This is a genomic window from Candidatus Palauibacter sp., from assembly GCF_965216145.1.
Classification (GTDB): Bacteria; Gemmatimonadota; Gemmatimonadetes; order Palauibacterales; family Palauibacteraceae; genus Palauibacter.
Map to the genome: position 1 here is coordinate 95,024 of NZ_OZ244149.1, position 17,672 is coordinate 112,695.

Annotated in this window: 11 protein-coding genes; all 11 read right to left on the reverse strand. The window is 68.7% G+C overall.

Annotated elements, in window-relative coordinates; all coding sequences use genetic code 11:
• Nucleotides 1-31 precede the first annotated feature (31 nt).
• The 11 genes from ACOOHF_RS00460 to ACOOHF_RS00510 all read right to left on the reverse strand — a co-directional run bounded on the left by ACOOHF_RS00460 (nucleotide 32) and on the right by ACOOHF_RS00510 (nucleotide 17,666).
• Nucleotides 32-1,687, reverse strand: coding sequence for a DUF6850 family outer membrane beta-barrel protein (locus ACOOHF_RS00460; protein WP_420462950.1), 1,656 nt, complete (start codon nucleotides 1,685-1,687; stop codon nucleotides 32-34).
• A complete protein-coding gene (locus tag ACOOHF_RS00465) occupies nucleotides 1,684-4,494 on the reverse strand; it encodes a TonB-dependent receptor (RefSeq protein ID WP_420462951.1) in 2,811 nt (936 codons plus the stop codon). Before ACOOHF_RS00465 ends, ACOOHF_RS00460 begins: the two co-directional genes overlap by 4 nt.
• Before the next feature lie 56 nt (nucleotides 4,495-4,550).
• Nucleotides 4,551-5,813: a DUF4876 domain-containing protein gene (locus ACOOHF_RS00470; protein ID WP_420462952.1), complete on the reverse strand. Its 1,263-nt coding sequence runs from the start codon at nucleotides 5,811-5,813 to the stop codon at nucleotides 4,551-4,553.
• 119 nt (nucleotides 5,814-5,932) lie between these two features.
• Complete coding sequence (locus ACOOHF_RS00475; RefSeq protein ID WP_420462953.1) at nucleotides 5,933-7,180, reverse strand: hypothetical protein; 1,248 nt, start codon at nucleotides 7,178-7,180, stop codon at nucleotides 5,933-5,935.
• Between the two features lie 33 nt (nucleotides 7,181-7,213).
• Nucleotides 7,214-8,467, reverse strand: coding sequence for a DUF4876 domain-containing protein (locus ACOOHF_RS00480; RefSeq protein WP_420462954.1), 1,254 nt, complete (start codon nucleotides 8,465-8,467; stop codon nucleotides 7,214-7,216).
• 187 nt (nucleotides 8,468-8,654) lie between these two features.
• Complete coding sequence (locus ACOOHF_RS00485) at nucleotides 8,655-9,758, reverse strand: carboxypeptidase regulatory-like domain-containing protein (protein ID WP_420462955.1); 1,104 nt, start codon at nucleotides 9,756-9,758, stop codon at nucleotides 8,655-8,657.
• Nucleotides 9,759-9,848: 90 nt separating this feature from the next.
• A complete protein-coding gene (locus tag ACOOHF_RS00490) occupies nucleotides 9,849-12,704 on the reverse strand; it encodes a carboxypeptidase regulatory-like domain-containing protein (protein ID WP_419936640.1) in 2,856 nt (951 codons plus the stop codon).
• 53 nt (nucleotides 12,705-12,757) lie between these two features.
• Nucleotides 12,758-15,259 (reverse strand): carboxypeptidase regulatory-like domain-containing protein, encoded by a 2,502-nt coding sequence (locus ACOOHF_RS00495; protein WP_420462956.1) that lies wholly within the window; start codon nucleotides 15,257-15,259, stop codon nucleotides 12,758-12,760.
• Nucleotides 15,247-15,936 (reverse strand): carboxypeptidase regulatory-like domain-containing protein, encoded by a 690-nt coding sequence (locus ACOOHF_RS00500; RefSeq protein WP_420462957.1) that lies wholly within the window; start codon nucleotides 15,934-15,936, stop codon nucleotides 15,247-15,249. The genes ACOOHF_RS00495 and ACOOHF_RS00500 overlap by 13 nt, the downstream gene beginning before the upstream one ends.
• A gap of 615 nt (nucleotides 15,937-16,551) precedes the next feature.
• Nucleotides 16,552-16,743, reverse strand: a complete 192-nt coding sequence (locus ACOOHF_RS00505) for a hypothetical protein (protein WP_420462958.1) — start codon at nucleotides 16,741-16,743, stop codon at nucleotides 16,552-16,554.
• Nucleotides 16,740-17,666, reverse strand: a complete 927-nt coding sequence (locus ACOOHF_RS00510) for a carboxypeptidase-like regulatory domain-containing protein (RefSeq protein WP_420462959.1) — start codon at nucleotides 17,664-17,666, stop codon at nucleotides 16,740-16,742. The genes ACOOHF_RS00505 and ACOOHF_RS00510 overlap by 4 nt, the downstream gene beginning before the upstream one ends.
• Between the last annotated feature and the right edge of the window lie 6 nt (nucleotides 17,667-17,672).

Genomic DNA, 17,672 nt, shown 5'->3' on the forward strand with positions numbered 1-17,672 from the left:
CCGTCGACCTTGAGCACGAGCGGCGCTCCGGTCACGGGAGCAGGCGCTCGTCGAGCACCACTCCGGCGGTCACGGTCCAGGCTCGGCGGCTGCCCGTCGGGGTCAGGGGAAGGAAAGGCTTGCTCGGACTAAGGGCACTGAATGCGCCGCGCAGCCAGAATCCGGTGGTCTGCCCGGTTTGCCAACGCAACGTGAGCACGCCGCCGGTGACGAGCGCTTGATTGAGATCGAGCGCGAGGCCAGGCCCCACGTAGCGTCGGTATTCGGGACCCAGACGGTTCGGACGCGGCATCGTACCGGCAGGTCCGTAGCTCGCGACCTGCAGACCCGCGGAGACGCCGACCCGTTCGCCGAGCACACGGCCCAGCTCGAGGGCGCCCCCTCCTTCGATCCCCCGGATGTCCGAGGTGGCCTCGGCGAACAGATCGCGGCGGTCGCGGCGGCTGCGTCGCAACTCCGCTCGGCCGCCGAGCAGCCAGCCGTTCCCGAACCGCGCCCGCGCGTCCAATCCGAGATCGAGTTGCGTCTCGTCGGCGGTGAAGATCACGCCCCCTAGCGACTCCTGAAACGCCTCGCCTTTGAGCGTCCGATACTCGCCGTCGAGGGTAACGAGCCACTCGGCGGCCCCGGCGCCCTCGAACAGCCATTGCCCGGCGATCCCGAACTTCCAGCCATCGGCGTCCCACACATCCTTGGGCGGATCGCTCTCGAGCAGCCTTACGAACTGATCTTCGGATGTTCGCTCCCGCAGTCCGTACAGCGCCCAGTCTCCGCCGAGCGCGGCGAAGGCGGCGGAGGCGCCGAGCGCATATGCCTCCTGTTCGTAGCGCCTCTCATAACGGGCTGGATGGAGATCCAGGGGAACCGGTTCCGCGTAGCCCTCGATCTGGAACACGCGGGATGGCTGCGCCACCGTCTGGATCCGAATGAACTCCGCCGTGCGTCGAATACGCCCCAGCAATCCGAGACGGATTCCGCCGAGGTCATAGCTCAGCCCCCCCGAGAAACCGGGCGTCGCTCGCCGGTCGAGCCGTGGTACCGGGGAGGCCACGGTGCGACTGCTGTGCCCTTCCCAGCCAGCGGTGAACCCCACGCCGAAGCGCCCGAATTGCCACCCCAGCGCCCCCTCGATGCGGAGGGACGAGTTGCGGAGCGGGTCGCCGATCGTGTCGGCCACGATGAGGGGGTTCGAACCATACGGCAGCAGGACATCGGCGAAGATCGAGTCGCGCAGGCTCGTCCGGTTGAAAACAACGGCTCCGATGGCCGCGCCCCTCTCGCCGACCCGGGTCCAGCCGGTCGTCGAGACCGCGCCCCGCCCTACGCCGCCGGGATCGAGCGGCCTCGCGTAGTCACCCGAGGTGCTCTGCACGGCGAGCCGAAAGTCGGCGCGCCGGTCGTCGAGTTCGCGTCCCAGCGCGCCGGGGTTACCGGCAGTCCAGAACTCGCCCACCCGGGGCGCGGGCGAAGAGAACAGACCGGGGAGGCGCGCTCCGGCCGGCAGGCGGCGCGGCAGGTCCGCGATTCGTGAGAGCGGACTCCAGTTCGTGAGCCAGGCCGGCAGTACCGCCTGGATCGGCGTTCCATGCGAGGAGGTCGCCTGCCCCGGCGCGGGCGCCGGGAGGGCAAGCCACAGGCAGGCGCCGACGACCGCCGTCACGGCCCCGGAGAAGCTCCGCGCCCTCATCGGCCGAAGAACCCGGCGGTGGGAAACGTGACTTCCGCCCCGAACCGCACCGGAGGGTAGAGACGCCCCAAACGGTCTCCCTCCCACGGCTGGCCTCGTCGGTCGAAGAAATTGAACGCCCACACGCGAAGCTGCCCGTCGAGGGGCAGCGTCTTCGACACCTGGAAATGCACCATCCAGTCGGGTGCGGGGCCGTGCAGCGGCAGCGACCGGCCGCTGCGGGAGACGCGAAGGTCGGCGTACTCCGGATCGGACCTGCGCTCGGCCGGCACGGGCACGAGCTCGCCGGCGCGCGTCATGTAACCGGCGAAGGCCAGCGTGTCCCGTGCCACGATGTCCTCGATCTCGTTGCGGACGTTGTGCTGGACGGTGAGCGTCGCCACGAGGCCGAGATCGGGCTGGTGGTGGATGAACCGATACAGGAACATCATCGCCTCGCCTCGCTCGGTCAGCCCTTCCCAGTACGGCGAGCGCTCATGTCGCTGTGAGAGCTGAAAATCGGAGAAGCGCAGCGGCGTCCCGAAGAAGCGCCCCTCCGAAGCCGTCCGCGTCTCCAGCCAGGATCCGGTGATGTAGAGCTGCGTGGCGAGCGGCGCGATCCGGGGGAGCGCCGCCGTGAGTTCGATGCCCCGATTCACCTGATCGAACATGTTTCTCGGCCGGTCGATCAGCACCGGGACCGTGTCCGTGGACGTCGCCGGCAGAATGATCTCCGGCCGGATCCCGTTGCCCGTCGTGGAATCCGTGAGCGCGAAGAAGTCACGCGTGATGAAGTCCGGGACCGACCCGATCCCCACCCCTCCGTCGATCCGGTCGCGGAACGCCGTGACGGCGACCGCACCCTCGCCCACGTCGATCTCGAAACCGGCCTCCGCCTTCGTGCCCTCGGAAAAACCCAGTTCCGGGTTGGTCGGGTCTCGCGTGAAGGTCGTCAGCACGGCCAGCCGTTCGGCCGGATCGTTGGCGAAGAAGTTCACGTTGACGAGGTCGAAGTACTGAAGCGCCGGATACAGATCGCCGACCGCCGGCGTCTTCGCCACGCGGCCCCACCCGCCCCGAAGCCTGAGCCAGGGCCGTGGCTCGACCTGCGCGTTGATCCGCGGCTGGATGACCTGATCCCGCGCCCCGCCGAACCACGATCCTCCCTCATGCAGGAGATCCAGCCGGAGACCCGCCTGTACGGTCGCGCTCCACGACCCCAGCGGGAGGGAGGCGCGATCCCCGACGTAGAAGGCGCTCGTCGCGACGGCAGGGATCTCGTCGAACGTGCGCGTACGGTCGTAGCCATGCACGCCATTCCACCCGATGGACGGCGGGAACTGGGGATCGAACTGGAATCCGGCTCCGTTGTTCCACTCGCGACGGAACTCGACCCCGGCGAGCAGCTGGTGGTCCGCGCTCAACCACCGGGTCCGATCCTCCCACTCCAGTCGCCCGAACCCGAGCCAGGGCGTGCCGTCGAGTTCCACCTCCGCGAGGTACGTCCCGCCGATGTAGAAGCCTTCGTTTCGGCCGGCGGAGCGGGCGGGCGTGAACGGCTGCACGCCGCTCACCTTGGGGGCGCGGCTCGTCGATTCCTGGTCGATCCGGCTCAGCGAGCCCGTGAACGAGAGACGGGAATCCCCTCCGAGCCGAAGCCGGGCCCGTTCCGATACGCGGACACCCGTATCCCGGGTCCGCGAGGCGCGACCCGGCCGCACGATCGGGTTCTCCGGCCGGTTGTCGACGAGCTGGAACACGTCGAATCTCGTGTCGAGGATGAGCTTCGGCTCGGACGCACCCGTCGCCGCCTGGTTTCTTCCGACCTCCGTACGGTGGGCGAGCTGCCCCGAGAAACGGGTCGACTCGTCGTCCGACACCCCCGGCTCTACGCGCGTGCGCGCCACGTCGAACGTCATCGTGCCGGCGTGGCCCGGTCCCCCGAACGCGTGCCCCCCGACGACGCTGCTCTCGAACGTCCGCTCATCGAGCTTGGCTTCCGCGATGGGGAGCACCGGCGCGGCGCGGGTCTCGACCACGATCGCGCCCTGCGTGAGGTCGCCGTACCGAACGGACGGGACGCCGCGGATGACCTCCACGCGCTCGATGACGGCAGCCGGGATGCGCCGCAGATCGATCCCTCCGTTCGCCGCGGTCGCGAAGGAGAGCAACTGCAGATCGGCACCGCCGCGCGGCCCGAGGCTCTGCAGGTTGGCGTTGTTCGACAGCGGCACGCCATCGAGCACGATGAGGGTTCCGAAGGCGGAGAGGTCGGCCGAGTTTCGGCCTACGCCCGCGTCGTTCGACAGCGCGCCCAGGCTGGACCCCGTGGGGACGGTGCGGAGCGCGATCTGCTCCACATCGCCCAATCCAGGAGCTCGGGTCGAGATGCCGGGGACGAGTTGCAGCACGCCGGCCAGACTCGTGGCCGTGATGTGTTCGATCGCGTCGCGCTCGATGACGCTCGCCGTCCCGAGTTCCCCTTCCGCCCGGCTCACCGCGTCCGCGGTCACCGTGATGTCCTCCAGGCGCAGGGCGCTGACGGACAAGGCGATATCCCGCGTCAGCGTTCCCTCCGGGGGGACCGTGATCCGGACGCGGGCCGTGGCGAGCCCGATCCGCTGGGCGCGCAATATCCAGGGACCCCGCGGCACACCTTCGAGCCGATATCGGCCCCCTTCGTCCGTAAGTGCGGCGATCGTCGTGCCTTCGATGGCGACCAAGACGCCGGTGAGCGGAGCCGAGGTCGCCTCGTCCGATACCTGCCCGGCGATGCTTGCTCCCGTGCGCGCCTGGGCCTGGATCGACGCTGAGGGGAGTACGGCCATGAGGAGGCCCCCGACCACAACCGCAGCCAGGCGTCCCCTGCAGCAACGCGCTGTTTTCAGGGAATCCTCCCGGGGGTGATGGGCGCCTTCACAAGGTCGACCGCCGACACGTTGGTGTCCTGAAGGCGTCCGGCGGCGCCCGCAGCCCCCGGCAGGAGAATCCGCTGCACCGATAGTGTCAGGTCAACTCCGTGCTTCAGGTAGCCTCCTCCGAGCTGGTCGAACCTCTCATGCACGACGCCGTCACAGCCTTCGTACCGCTGATCCTGGAGCGCATCATCCCTTTCCGTCCAAACAACATCGATCAGAGCAGAGGCTGGAACCCGCACCATCGGGGAATCGCCGGAAGGAAGCCTCCAGACGACCCGCTCCAGCGCTTCCAGATCGAGCTTCTCCGCGATGAACAAAACCTGTCCGACATAGAAGAGTAGCCCGTGCCCGTGGAACCAGGAGAGGAGCCCGATCTCGGCGAGATCCGGAACATCCGGATTGTTTACATCTCCGTTTCCCCGCAACTCGAAATCGGCCGCGGACAGATCCGGGAAATCCGGATGTACGACCGTGTGATCGATCGCATCCAGCGCGACTACCGCAGCCTCGCCGGGCGCCAACGGGTATTGGCCGCCGCTGCCCGGAAAGCGGTGGAGAAACACAGCCCAAACGCCGTCCGGATCCTTCCGGAACTGAGCCGACTCGGCACAGGAAACAGACCGCCCAGCCGCGTTGATGAGCTGGACTTTTCCAAACGTCAGACCGTCAAGAAACACGGTCCGGTCCGAGTTGTTGTAGACCTCGAAGTACATGTGAAAGTTGTAGCTGAGCTCCGCAACGAACGTAGCTGGCGCGTAGACCTCGCTAATGACCAGTGACCCCGGCTGGTTGGGCACCAGCTCAATCGTGCGCTCGGTACCGCGCGCCGCGACGGGCCACATGCGTCCGGCAGCCAGGACCTCGACCCCCGTCGCGAGCGTTTCCGCGGCGCTCAGAGGACGGTACACGGCGACCCGATATTGTCCGGCGACCAGCCGCGGCAGGCTGGCCGTCCCTAGATCATCCGCAAGCGCCGTCTCCCAGGCAAAATTGGTGCCGAAGCGGTGGACGCGTACCTCCGCCCCGGGTACGCCATCGGCCCAGCCCAGTGCTCGCGCGACAGAAGCAGCCTCCGGGGCGACGACGGAATTCACGGTGAGCCCCGGTCGGAGGTGATCGCCCCCGTCGGCGGGGGGCGGCGGATCGGAGAAGCCCACATCTCCAGCACAGGCCACGGCGAAGAGGCTCAGGAAGATCCCGATGGAGTCGAGTCGGCTGAGTGAGTTCACGTCCCAATCTCTTCCCCTGGAGAACAGGGACGTAGCGACACGGTCAGGCCACCGAAACCACACGCAAGCGCGGAAATCAGTCGCCGGAGGAAGCGTGGGCCCGCTGGCGCGGCGACGGATCACCGGATCGTTCCGGGAGTGATCGGCGCCTTCACGAGGTCCACCGCCGACACGTTCGTATCCTGAAGACGCCCCGCCACACCGGCTGCCCCCGGAAGGCGAATGCGCTGCACCGATAGTGTCAGGTCTACACCGTGTTGCAGGTAGCCTCCCCCGAGTTGGTCGAAGTCATCGTGTACGACGCCGTCACAGATTTCGAACCGCTGATCCCGCAGCGCATCATCCTCTTCCGTCCACATGACGTCGATAAGAGCCGTATCCGGAACCCTGATCGTCTGGACGTCCCCGGAAGGAAGGCTCCGGACGACCCGCTCCAGGCTCGCCGGGTCCACCTCGTTCGCGATGAACAGCGACTGGCCGACATAGAAGAGCAGTCCGTGCCCGTCGAACCAGTTTCTGAGTCCCACCTCCACGACGTTCGGGACAGCCGGGTTGTCCACATCCCCAAATCCCAGCAATTCGAAGTCGGCGTCCGAGAGATCCGGAAGGCGCGGATCCACCACCGAATGATCGATCGCATCCAGCGCGACCACGACTGCCTCGCCGGGTCCCAGCGGATATTGGCCTCCGCTTCCGGGAAAGCGGTGCAGGAACACCGCCCAGATCCCGTCCGGATCCTTCCGGAAGCGGGCGGACTCCGCGCAGGAGGCAAACGGGGCCGCGATGTTGATGAGTTGGCTCCTGCCGAACGTCAGACCGTCCAGGAACACGGTCCGGTCGGAGTTGTTGTACAACTCGAAGTACATGTGAAAGTTGTATCTGAATTCCGCGACGAACGTCGCCGGGGCGTATACCTCGCTGATGACAAGGGATTCGGTCTGGTTCGGCACCAACTCCATGGTCTGCTCGGTGCCGGCGCCGCCGACGTCGAGGATGCGTCCCGAGGCCAGCGCCGATACACCGGCCTGCGCGGATTCCCCGTCCGTGAGGGGACGGTACACCGCCACGCGATAGCGGCCGGATACCAGTTGCGGCAGATAGGCATTGCCCTGCTCGTCCGTGACGGCTGTTTCCCAGGCGAAGTCGGTCCCGATGCGGTGAGCGCGCACCTCGGCGCCCGGCACGCCACCGGCCCAGCCCAGGGCCTGCGCGACCTCCGCCGCCTCGGGGGCTACGCGCACGGTGACCGCGAGCCCCGGCCGCAGGTGATCCCCGCCGCCGGGCGGCGGATCGGAGAACCCCACCTCGCCGGCGCAACTCAATGAGAAGGCCAAGGCAAGGCAGGCGAGCGTCGGCCGTTTAGGCACATTTGCCTCCATGCCGCACGAGGAACTCGGACATCACCGGATGGCGCCGGGCGTGATCGCCCCGTGGGTCAGGTCTACCGCGGACACGTTGGTGTCCTGGAGGCGCCCCGCCGCACCGGCCGCCCCCGGAAGCCGAATGCGCTGTGCAGAAAGCGACAGGTCGCTGGGCAGGAATCCGCCTCCCAACTGGTCGAAGGTTCCGTGTACGACCCCGTCGCAGCGTTCGAACCGCTGATCCTGGAGCGCATCGTCCATCTCCATCCACATGACGTCGATGATGTCCGTGTCCGGGACCCTGATCGTCTCGCTGTCTCCGACAGGAAGGTGCCGTACGGCCCGCTCCAGGCTCGACGGATCCAACTCATTCGCGATGAACAGTGAATGAGTGTGGTAGAAGAGCAGCCCGTGACCATGAGGCCAAGACCGGAGCCCGATCTCGACGAGATTGGGGACGGCCGGATTGTCCACATCACCAAATCCCAGCAGTTCGAAGTCGGCGTTCGAAAGATCCGGAAAATCCGGATGCACCACCGAATGATCGATGGCATCCAGCGCGACCACGACCGCCTCGCCCGGACCCAGCGGATATTGCCCCCCGCTGCCGGGAAAGCGGTGCAGGAACTGAGCCCAGATACCGTCCGGATCCTTCCGGAACCGTGCGGACTCCGCGCAAGATTCGTGGGGTGCAGCGACGTCGAAAAGTTGGACTCTTCCGAACGTCAGTCCGTCGAGGAACACCGTTCGGTCCGAGTTGTTGTACAACTCGAAGTACATATGGAAGTTGTAGGAAAAGCCCCACCGAGGCCCCCCCGTCGCCGGGCCGTATACTTCGCTGATGACCAACCCCGTCCGGTTCGGCACCAACTCCATGGTCTGCTCGGTGCCGGCGCCGCCGACGTCAAGGATGCGTCCCGAGGCCAGCGCCGATACTCCGGCCTGCGCGGATTCCTCGTCCGTGAGGGGACGGTACGCCGCCACGCGATAGCGGCCGGATACCAATTGCGGCAGATAGGCATTGCCCCGCTCGTCCGTGATTGCCGTCTCCCATGCGAAGTCGGTCCCGATGCGATGTACGCGCACCTCGGCGCCCGGCACGCCGCCGGCCCAGCCCAGAGCCTGCGCGACACCCGCCGCCTCGGGGGCTACGCGCACGGTGACCGCGAGCCCCGGCCGCAGGTGATCCCCACCGCCGGGCGGCAAATCCGAGAAACCCACCTCGCCTATACAGGCCAGCGCGGAGAGGCATAGGACGATTCCCACCGAGTCAAGTCGCTTGGACGAGTTCAAGTCTCTGCCTCCTGCCTGGGGGTCATGGCGGGGTCGGCGTCGATGGCAGCGCTGCAACTCGGCCGGCACCCCGCCTGACAGCGTCTTCCATTCCCTATATGCCACGCATGAGGAAAACGTCCACGAGTGGCGGGTTGGGACGCGTGTGCTTCAGCATTGCAGAAGGCTGCCCCGGACTACTCCAGGGCTACTTCGTCCAGATCACGACGGCGCCGCAGCGGGAATCGTGGCCGCCGAACTCGGCCGGGAGCGACGCGCCGCCCGTGTACACCTCGATTCCGGCGATTTCGGTCGGGAGGACGAGATCGTTGATGGATTCCCGGAGCTGCGCCTCGGGGGGGACTCCTGACGTGAGGCTCCAGCGCTCCTTGCTCCCCCGGATGGCGATGTTGCCGTCGAGGTAGATGTTCAGCTTGCAGCCCTGGTCCGAGAACCCCCGCGAGTGCGTCGTGCTGTACAGCTTGCAGCCGTGTCCCCAGATGTCGCAGTTCGCGAGCCGGACCCCGGGGGCATCCGCGATCATGTGCGTGATGCGGAGGGGGCTCCGGCGCTCGATGTCCTCGGCCGTGAAGAACGCCCCGCCGGCGATCAGTTCGCCCCAGTACTTGCGCTCGTAGAAGCCCTTGATCTCCAGGCGGCGGGGTCTCGTCGCCGTCGCCACGAGCGGCTCCAGCGCCACGGGATCCGGCGACAGGTCGACCTCGACTTCCGTCGTCAGCCCCCGCGTGACCGTGACCGAATGGGTGAGCGGGGCGTACCCGAGGTGTCGGATCGAAAGTTCGTAGTCGCCGACGGGCAGCCCGGCCAGGACGAAGCGGCCCCTCCGGTTGCTCTCGACTACCTCCGCCCGGTTGGCGACGGAGACCGCGGCCGCGGTAACCGGCTGGTGGGTGCGGGCATCCAGCACCTGGCCGATGAGCCGGCCCGTCCGCATCTCCCCGAACAGGAGACGGAGTTCGACCTCGTGCGCGACGCCCGGTTCGAGTTCGACGACCGCCTCCTCGCTCGACGCGTCGCCGAACTCGGCCCACAGGGTCGCCTGCCGGGCGTCCCTCGGCACACAGAGGACGAGGCGACCGGTCATGTCGGCGGTTTCCCGCACGGGCCTTCGGACGGCGTCCGTCCAGCGCAGCACCACCGTGACGTTCGGCATCGGAACGAGCCCCGAGTCGTCCCGGACGCTGACGGCGAGAGACGCTCGGTCTCCGCAGGCCGTCTCCTGCTGTTGGGCCGGCAGCGCCGCGGCGGGATCGGCGCCGACGGTGAGTAGGAGCACGGCCAATGGCGCCATCACAAGGGGTCTGCGGGCTGCGTCGCTTATCGACATTGTGTTCCCCTTCTCAGCTCCGGGCGGCCGGCGGTCGCCGCCTCCGTCAGTTCATTACTTCGTCCAGATCACGATGGCGCCGCAGCGGCTGTCAAAACCGGAGAACTCCGCGGAGAGCGACGCCGAGCCATGGTACACCTCGACTCCTCCGACCTCGGTGGGGAGGACGAATTCGTTGACGGAGACCGGATCACGGCCCCACCGGGTGTCGCTCGAGCGAACCACGAGGGTGCCGTCCACATACACGTTCAGTTCGCAGCCGGCGCCCCCGAATCCGGTCGAGATCCTCCTGCTGTACACCCTGCACCGGAATCCCGAGCCGCCGCATCTCACGCGGACCCCTGGCGCGTCCGCGATCAGGTCGGTGATGCGGAGAGGGTTCCGGCGCTCGATGTCCTGGACGGTGAAGAACGTGCCGCCACCGATGAGTTCACCCCAGTATTTCCGTTCGTAGAAGCCCTGTGTCTCCAGCCGACGGAGCCTCGTGGCCGTCACCACCAGGGGCTCGAGTTCCACCGGGTCGGGAGACAGACGTACATCGACCTCGGTTGTGTGGCCCCGGGTGACCGTCACTGTGTGCGTCAGCGGAGCGTACCCGAGGTGCCTGATCGACAGTTCGTACGCTCCAACGGGGAGTCCGCTAAGGACGAAGTGACCTCTCCGGTTGCTCTGCACCTCCTCCCGGCGACCGGTGACGGACACGGCGGCCGCCGCCACGGGACGGTGGCTCCGGGCATCGCGCAAGCGGCCGACGAGCCGTCCCGTTGTCCCCTCAGCGAACGCGAGCCGGAGTTCGACCTCGTGGACCCGCCCCGGGTCGAAGGCGACGAGAGTCTCCTCGCTGGAAGCGTCGCCGAACTCGGCCCAAACCGTGGCCTGCCGGGCTTCCGGCGGGATGCAGAGGAACAGGTGGCCGTTGGCATCGGCGTCCTCGCGCACCGGCCTGAGCGCCGCGTCGGTCCAGCGCAGCACGACCGTGGCGTTCGGCATCACCATGAGCCCGGAATCGGCCCGAACGGTGGCGGCGAGCGAGGCTCCTCCCCCACACACTTCCTCCCGGGCCGGGACGTGTGGTAGTGCCGTTTCGCCCGGTGGATCCGCGGGCCTGCCGGGGTCCGCCTCAACGTCCCGCCACGCGACGCGGGTGACCAGATCGAACCCGACGCCTTCGCCCGCTCCTTTCTGCCGGAGGAGAACCGTCTCTCCCAGAGGGACGCGGCAGATCACGAACTCGCCCTGCTCGCCCGACACGTCACCGGCGCTTTCGGTCCGGTCGTTCACGAGGACCTCGCGTCCCGCGAACCGGACGTTCCGCACCCGCCACAGGACCTCGATCTCGACCCCCGGGACGGGGAGCCCGGTGGCGGCGTCGCGCGCGACTCCGACCACGGCGCCCGAGCTCCCGTATGGGGCTGAACCCGGGCAGGTCCGCGTGAAGATGGTCTCGGCCGAGGGTGTCCACAGTTCCAGGGCTTCGCTCGTCCGGTCCTCGACGACCACGCGGGTTTCGTTCAGCCGCACTCCCGCCGTCCGCAACCTCGGGTGGTCCACGCCGAGGGCGTAGACCCCGTCCGGGAGCCCCGTCACCCGGAACGCGCCGGCCTCGTTGGTGACCGCGCTGAAGCGAGCCTCCGCGGCCGTGGGCCGGGGCAGGAACGCCGCCGCGTCGTCCCCGTCCCGGAGGACGATGTCCGCCCCGCCCAGCGGCGCGCCGTTCACGCTGTCACGCAGGATGCCGGCGACCACGCCCGCCCCCGTCCCGAACGAGCGGCCTCCCACGAAGGCATCCGCCACGCTGCCGCCGGTCTGACGGTACGCCACGAGCACGGCCTGTCGAGGAACGGACAGGCCAGCGAAGCCAAGCTGCGTGGGTCGACCCGCGATCGGGAAACGGATCCACCAGTCGCGGACGTAGAACGGGCCGTCCGGCAGCCGGTCGAAGACGAGGTTCGCACCGATCCGTCGCCGCTCGGCCCCCCGCGGGAGCGGGACGTTCCGGTACCGCAACTCGACCTCGCGCAGCGCGGCACTCGCCTCGTCGAGCCACAGCGTCCCTTCGATCTCGATCACGGCACTCTGCCGCTGGGGACGGAAGGTGATGCCGAGTCTCGCCTCGCCCTCCGCTTCGTCACGCTGCAGGCCGAAGCAGTGCGCATCCCTGAACTCCTCCGACAGGAGGACGGTCGCGTCCGGCGCGTAGAACACGGAAGAGTCCCGGTCCACGACCGCGTAGCCCTCGGCCGCCAGCCTGGGTGCGGGGAGGCTTCGGAACGGCGGCAGGCGCACGTTGGGGCGCGTGCGGGTCTGCGAACCGAGGGTGACGAAAGAGCGGGGATCGAGCGTACGCTCGTATTCCGTCAGAGTGAACGTGACTTCGCCCCGATCCTCGGCCCAGACCGCCGTCTCGAGCGCCTTGCGCGCCTCCTCCCACACGGTGGCGAGCGCCTCCCCCTGGCGCGGATCGTCGAGGCAGGACCCCGTCACCTCGACCCGGAGGTCGCCTAGCCGCACGGGTTGTCGCGGGACTTCGACGGTGATGGCGAGGGACTGCCCGGCCGCCAGCGCGTGGGCCTCGGTGACCCAGTTGGCGTATCCGATCCGCTCCACCCGGATCCGGTACTCACCCGGGCCCGGCGCCGCGAACGAGAAGGTGCCGTCGGCCCCCGTGAAGTCCGCCTGCACGGCCTCGCCCGCAGCGTTCAGCAGGCTCACGAAGCCGCCCGGGATGAGCCGGCCCCCCTCGACCTCTTGCACAGTCCCGCTGATCCGCTGCGCCGCTGCCGTCGCCGGAAGCGCGAGCAGTGTCGCGATCGCGCCGAGCGCCGCGAGGACCTGCACGAGTCCGGCGGATCCCATCGCTCTGTGCCGGGTGGTTGAGGGTCTGGCAATCGCGTCGGCCGAATCAGTCATGCGCAGATTCCTCCTTTGACGGGCCCTCAGGGGTTGCGATGGGAACGCGTGCCTTACTTCGTCCAGATCGCCACGGCGCCGCAGCGGGCATCGTAGCCGGAGAACTCGGCCGGGAGCCCCGCCGCCCCACGGTACACCTCGACGGCGGCGATCTCGCTCGGGAGGACGTAGTCGTTGATCGATTCCGGCGGGTCGCCGCTCCCACTCCTCCACCGGTCGTCGCTCCCCTGAATGACCAGACTTCCGTCCAGAAACACGTTCATCTTGCAGGGTCGGTCCGAGAAGCCGGTCGAGATCCTCGTGCCGTACAGTTGGCACCCCAACCCCCGGATGCCGCAGTCCGCGAGCCGGACCCCCGGGGCTTCCGCGATCATGTGCGTGATGCGGGCGGGACTGCGGCGCTCGATGTCCTCGACCGTGAAGAACGTGCCAGCCCCGTTCAACTCGGCCCATTGCTTGCGCTCGTAGAAGCCCCTGGTCTCGAGGTGACGCGGCCTGATCACCGTCGCCACGAGCGGTTCCAACTCGAGCGGGTCGGGGGAGAGGCCGATCTCGACGTCGGTCGTGAGTCCCCTTTCCACCGCGACCGAATGACTGAGGGGAGCGTATCCGAGGTGCCGCACCGATAGTTCGTGCGCGCCGACAGGGAGCCCGCTCAGGACGAACCGGCCGCTCCGGTTGCTCTGCACGACCTCCGCCCGGCCGGTCAGGGAGATCTCCGCCGCGGCCACGGGCTGCCGGGTTCGGGCATCTCGCACCTGACCGACGAGCCGGCCGGTCCGCGTCTCCCCGAACAGGAGGCGGAGTTCGACTTCGCGGGCCTGCCCCGGCTCGATCGCGACGACCGCTTCTTCGCTCGAATCTTCGCCGAACTCGGCCCACAACGTGGCCTGCCGGGCGTCCCGGGGCGCGCAGAGGAAGAGTCGGCCGTCGGCATCGGCGTCTTCACGCAGCGGCCTTCGGACGGCGTCGCTCCAGCGCAGCACGACCGTGGCGTTCGGCATCACGACGAGTCCCGACTCGTCCCGGACGGTAACGGCGAGGGAGGCTCGTTCCCCGCATTCTTCTCCCGCGAAGGGGGTCGCTGCGGGGTCGAGGGCCGCGTCGGACTCGGAGGGTTCGGCGGGCTCGGCGGACGGCAACCACAATTCCACGGGAGGGCTGGTCCGATCCTCCACGACGACGCGCCGCTCGTTCACCCGGATCCCCGCCGTCCGCAGCCGTGGATGGTCCACGCCCAGCGCGTAGACGCCGTCCGGCAGCCCGGCCACCCGGAAGGCGCCGGCCTCGTCCGTCAGCGCGCTGAAGCGGGCCTCCGCGGCCGCGGGCCGGGGCAGGAAGACGGCCGCGTCGTCCCACTCCCGCAGGACGATGTCCGCCCCGCCCAGCGGCTCACCGCTCACGCTGTCGCGCAGGATGCCGGCGACCACGCCCTCCCCCGTACCGAACGAGCGGCCGCCCACGAGGGCGTCGGCCACGCGGCCGCCGGTCTGACGGTACGCCACGAGCACGGTCTGCGGAGGAAGGGAGAGGCCCGCCACGGTCCGGCGGAACAGCTCACCCGCGATCGGAAAGCGGATCCACCAGTCGCGGACGTAGAACGGGCCGTCCGGCAGCCGGTCGAAGACGAGGTTGGCGCCCACCCGCCGCCGGTCCGCCTCCCTCGGCAGCGGGACGTTGCGATACTGCAGCCGGACCTCGCGCAGCGCCGCACTCGCCTCGTCGAGCCACAGCGTCCCTTCGATCTGGACGACATCGCTCCGTCGCTGGGGGCGGAAGGTAAGGCCGAGTCTCGCCTCGCCTTCGACTTCGTCGCGCCGCAGGCCGAAGCAGTGCGTATCCCTGAACTCCTCCGACAGGAGGACGGTCGCGTCCGGCGCGTAGAACACCGAGGAGTCCCGGTCCACGACGGCGTAACCCCGGGTCATGAGCCTGCTCGCGGGGAGGCTCCGGAACGGCGGCAGGCGCACATTCCTGCGCGTGCGGCTCTCTGCCTCCAGAGTGGTGAGAGAGCGGGGATCGAGGGTGCGCGCGTATTCCGTGAGGGTGAAGGTGACTTCGCCCCGATCCTCGGCCCAGACCGCGGTCTCGAGCGCCTTGCGCGCCTCCTCCCACACGGTGGCGAGCGCCTCCCCCTGGCGCGGATCGTCGAGGCAGGACCCCGTCACCTCGACCCGGAGGTCGCCGAGCCGCACCGGCTGCCGCGGGACCTCGACGGTGATGGCCAGAGACTGCCCGGCCGCGAGGGCGTGGGGTTCGGTGACCCAGTTGGCGTATCCGATCCGCTGCACCCGGATGCGGTACTCGCCGGGCCCCGGCGCCGCGAACGAGAACACGCCGTCGGCCGCCGTGAAGTCGGCCTGCACCGCCTCGCCCGCGGGGTCCAGCAGGCTGACGAAGCCGCCCGAGATGAGCCGGCCCCCATCGACCTCTCGAACCGTCCCGCTGATCCGCTGGGCCGCGGCCGGCGGCGGAAGCGCGAGCAGCGCGACGACCGCGACGAGCGACGCGCACGCCTGGATGCGCCGAAACCGCGCCGCCGTCACTTGGTCCACACAACCACGGCGCCGCACCTGGCGCCTGGACCTCCGAACTCGGCTGGGACTGATGCGAGGCCCTTGTAGACCTCGATCCCGCCGACCTCGAGTGGCTTCACATACTGGTCCAGCTCGCCCGCGGAGACATCAAAGCCATCCAGATACACCGGCATGCGGCAGGTCAAGCTCGATAGTCCGGACCCTCGCCTCCGGTTCTTCAGCCCCGGTGCGACGCTCGGGACCAGCATGCTGACGAAGTCGCTCACGCGAAGGGGGCGCCAGCGTTCGATATCCTCCTCGGTAATGCACGTCCCGAGGCCGGTCAGCTCACCCCAGTACTTTCTCTCGTAGAACCCCTTGATCTCCAGGCGGCGCGGCCGCTCCACCGTCGCCACCAGCGGCGCCAGTTCCACGGGATCCGCCGTCAGACCGATCTCGACCTCCGTCGTGACACCCCGCCTGACCGAGACCGCGTGCGTGAGCGGGTCGTAGCCGAGGTGTCGGACCGAGAGTTCGTGTTCGCCGACGGGCAGCCCGCTCACGATGAAGCGGCCCATTCGGTTGCTTGAGACCCCTTGGGCGCGGCCGGGAACGGAGACCTCGGCCGCGGCCACCGGCCGGTGGGTCCGGGCATCGAGCACCCGGCCGATGAGCCGCCCTGTCCGGATCTCTCCGAACAGGAGCCGGAGTTCCACCTCGTGCGCGTAACACCTGTACGAGGACGACGTTCGCTTCCTCGCTCGAAGCGTCGCCGAACTCGGCCCATAGCGTGGCCTGGCCGGCGTCCCTGGGGACGCAGAGGGAGAGCCATCCCTCGCCGTCGGCGTCTTCGCGGACGGGTCTCCGGACCGCGTCCGTCCAGCGCAGCACGACCGTGGCGCCGGGGATCGGAATGAACCCGGAGTCGTCCAGGACGGTGATGGCGAGAGAGGCGCTTTCGCCGCAGTCCGTCTCCTGCTGCGGCGGTTCGGCCTGGAGTGCCGCAGCGGCGGGGCCGGCGCTCACTGCAAGGAGCAGCGCGGCCCAGTACGAGAGATCGAGGTCGTGCCGGCTCGTAACCCATGGGCACTCCTTCGCGGGCGCGTGGGGGCAAGGGGAGACATGCCCTTCATTTCAATACGCCCCGGGTTGGGGGAAGTTCCCAAGGGCCCGACAGGTCTGCGACCTTCGTTGCTCCTGGGGTTCGCCCTGGTATGGCGGTTACGCAGGTGGCGAAACCATTACAATTCGCACATGTCGTGAGAAATGGCGCCCCGCATTCCGCCATGCGATAGCGGGAGCCGCTGACGGTCCCGGCGCCTGGGTCGGCGCTATTTCGTCGGACAGATCGCGATGGCGCCGCACCGGCGTCGTCGGAGCCGGAGAATCTCCGCGGCGAGCGACGCCGCGCCCGGGTAAACCTCGACGCCGCCGACCTCGATGGGGAGGACGAATTCGTCGATGGTCGTGACGTTTGACCTGCCCGGCTGAATGACGGGCGTCCCGTCCACGTACACGGTCATTTCGCAGCCGGGCGGCCTCCGAATCCGGTCGAGATCCTCCCGCTGTACACCTTGCACGACCGTGCCCTGCCGCCGCACCTGACGCGGACCCCTGACGCGTCCGCGATCAGGCTCGTGATGAGGAATGGGTTCCGGCGCTCGATGTCCTGGACGGTGAAGAACGTGCCGCCACCGATGAGTTCGCCCCAGTATTTGCGTTCGTAGAAGCCCTGTGTCTCCAGCCGCCGGAGCCTCGTGACCGTCGCCACCAGGGGCGCGAGTTCCACCGGGTCGGGAGACATGCGCACATCGACCTCGGTGGTGTGGCCCCGGGTCACCGTCACTGTGTGCGTCAGCGGCGCGTACCCGATGTGCCGGATCGAGATTTCGTACTCTCCCACCGGTAGCGCGCTCAGGACGAAGTTGCCCCTCCGGTTGCTCTGCACCTCCTCCCGGCGACCGGTGACGGACACGGCCGCCGCCGCCACGGGGCGGTGGCTTCGGGCATCCCGCAAGCGGCCGACGAGCCGTCCCGTCGTCGCCTCCGCGAACAGAAGCCGGAGTTCGACGTCATGCGCCAATCCCGCTTCGAGGGTCAGGACCTGCTCCTCGCTCGAAGCGTCGCCGAACTCCGCCCACAGCGTGGCCTGCCGGGCGTCCGGCGGCACGCACAGAAGGAGCCGCCCTTCGGAGCCCGCCGGTTCACGAACCGGCTTTTCGACGGCGTCCGTCCAGCGCAGGACGACGGTGGCGGCGGGGATCGGAATCAGCCCGGTGTCGTCCAGAACGGTGACCGTGATCGTGGCCCGTGCCCCGCAGTCCTCGTGCCCCGGCGGCGCGTCCGGCGGCGCGTCCTGCAATGAAGCGGCGCGATCGGCGGTGCCAACCAGCAACAGCGCGGCGAGCGTCGCACGAAGGAACGAGCGAGTGGCACCTGTCGGCATATCCGT

What these genes read in the sequence shown, in the direction of transcription:
- ACOOHF_RS00460 (WP_420462950.1), bottom strand. Translation starts at nt 1,687, where the DNA reads ATGAGGGCGCGGAGCTTCTCCGGGGCCGTGACGGCGGTCGTCGGCGCC.
- ACOOHF_RS00465 (WP_420462951.1), bottom strand. Translation starts at nt 4,494, where the DNA reads ATGGCCGTACTCCCCTCAGCGTCGATCCAGGCCCAGGCGCGCACGGGA.
- ACOOHF_RS00485 (WP_420462955.1), bottom strand. Translation starts at nt 9,758, where the DNA reads ATGGCGCCATTGGCCGTGCTCCTACTCACCGTCGGCGCCGATCCCGCC.
- ACOOHF_RS00490 (WP_419936640.1), bottom strand. Translation starts at nt 12,704, where the DNA reads ATGACTGATTCGGCCGACGCGATTGCCAGACCCTCAACCACCCGGCAC.
- ACOOHF_RS00505 (WP_420462958.1), bottom strand. Translation starts at nt 16,743, where the DNA reads ATGACCGTGTACGTGGACGGGACGCCCGTCATTCAGCCGGGCAGGTCA.
- ACOOHF_RS00510 (WP_420462959.1), bottom strand. Translation starts at nt 17,666, where the DNA reads ATGCCGACAGGTGCCACTCGCTCGTTCCTTCGTGCGACGCTCGCCGCG.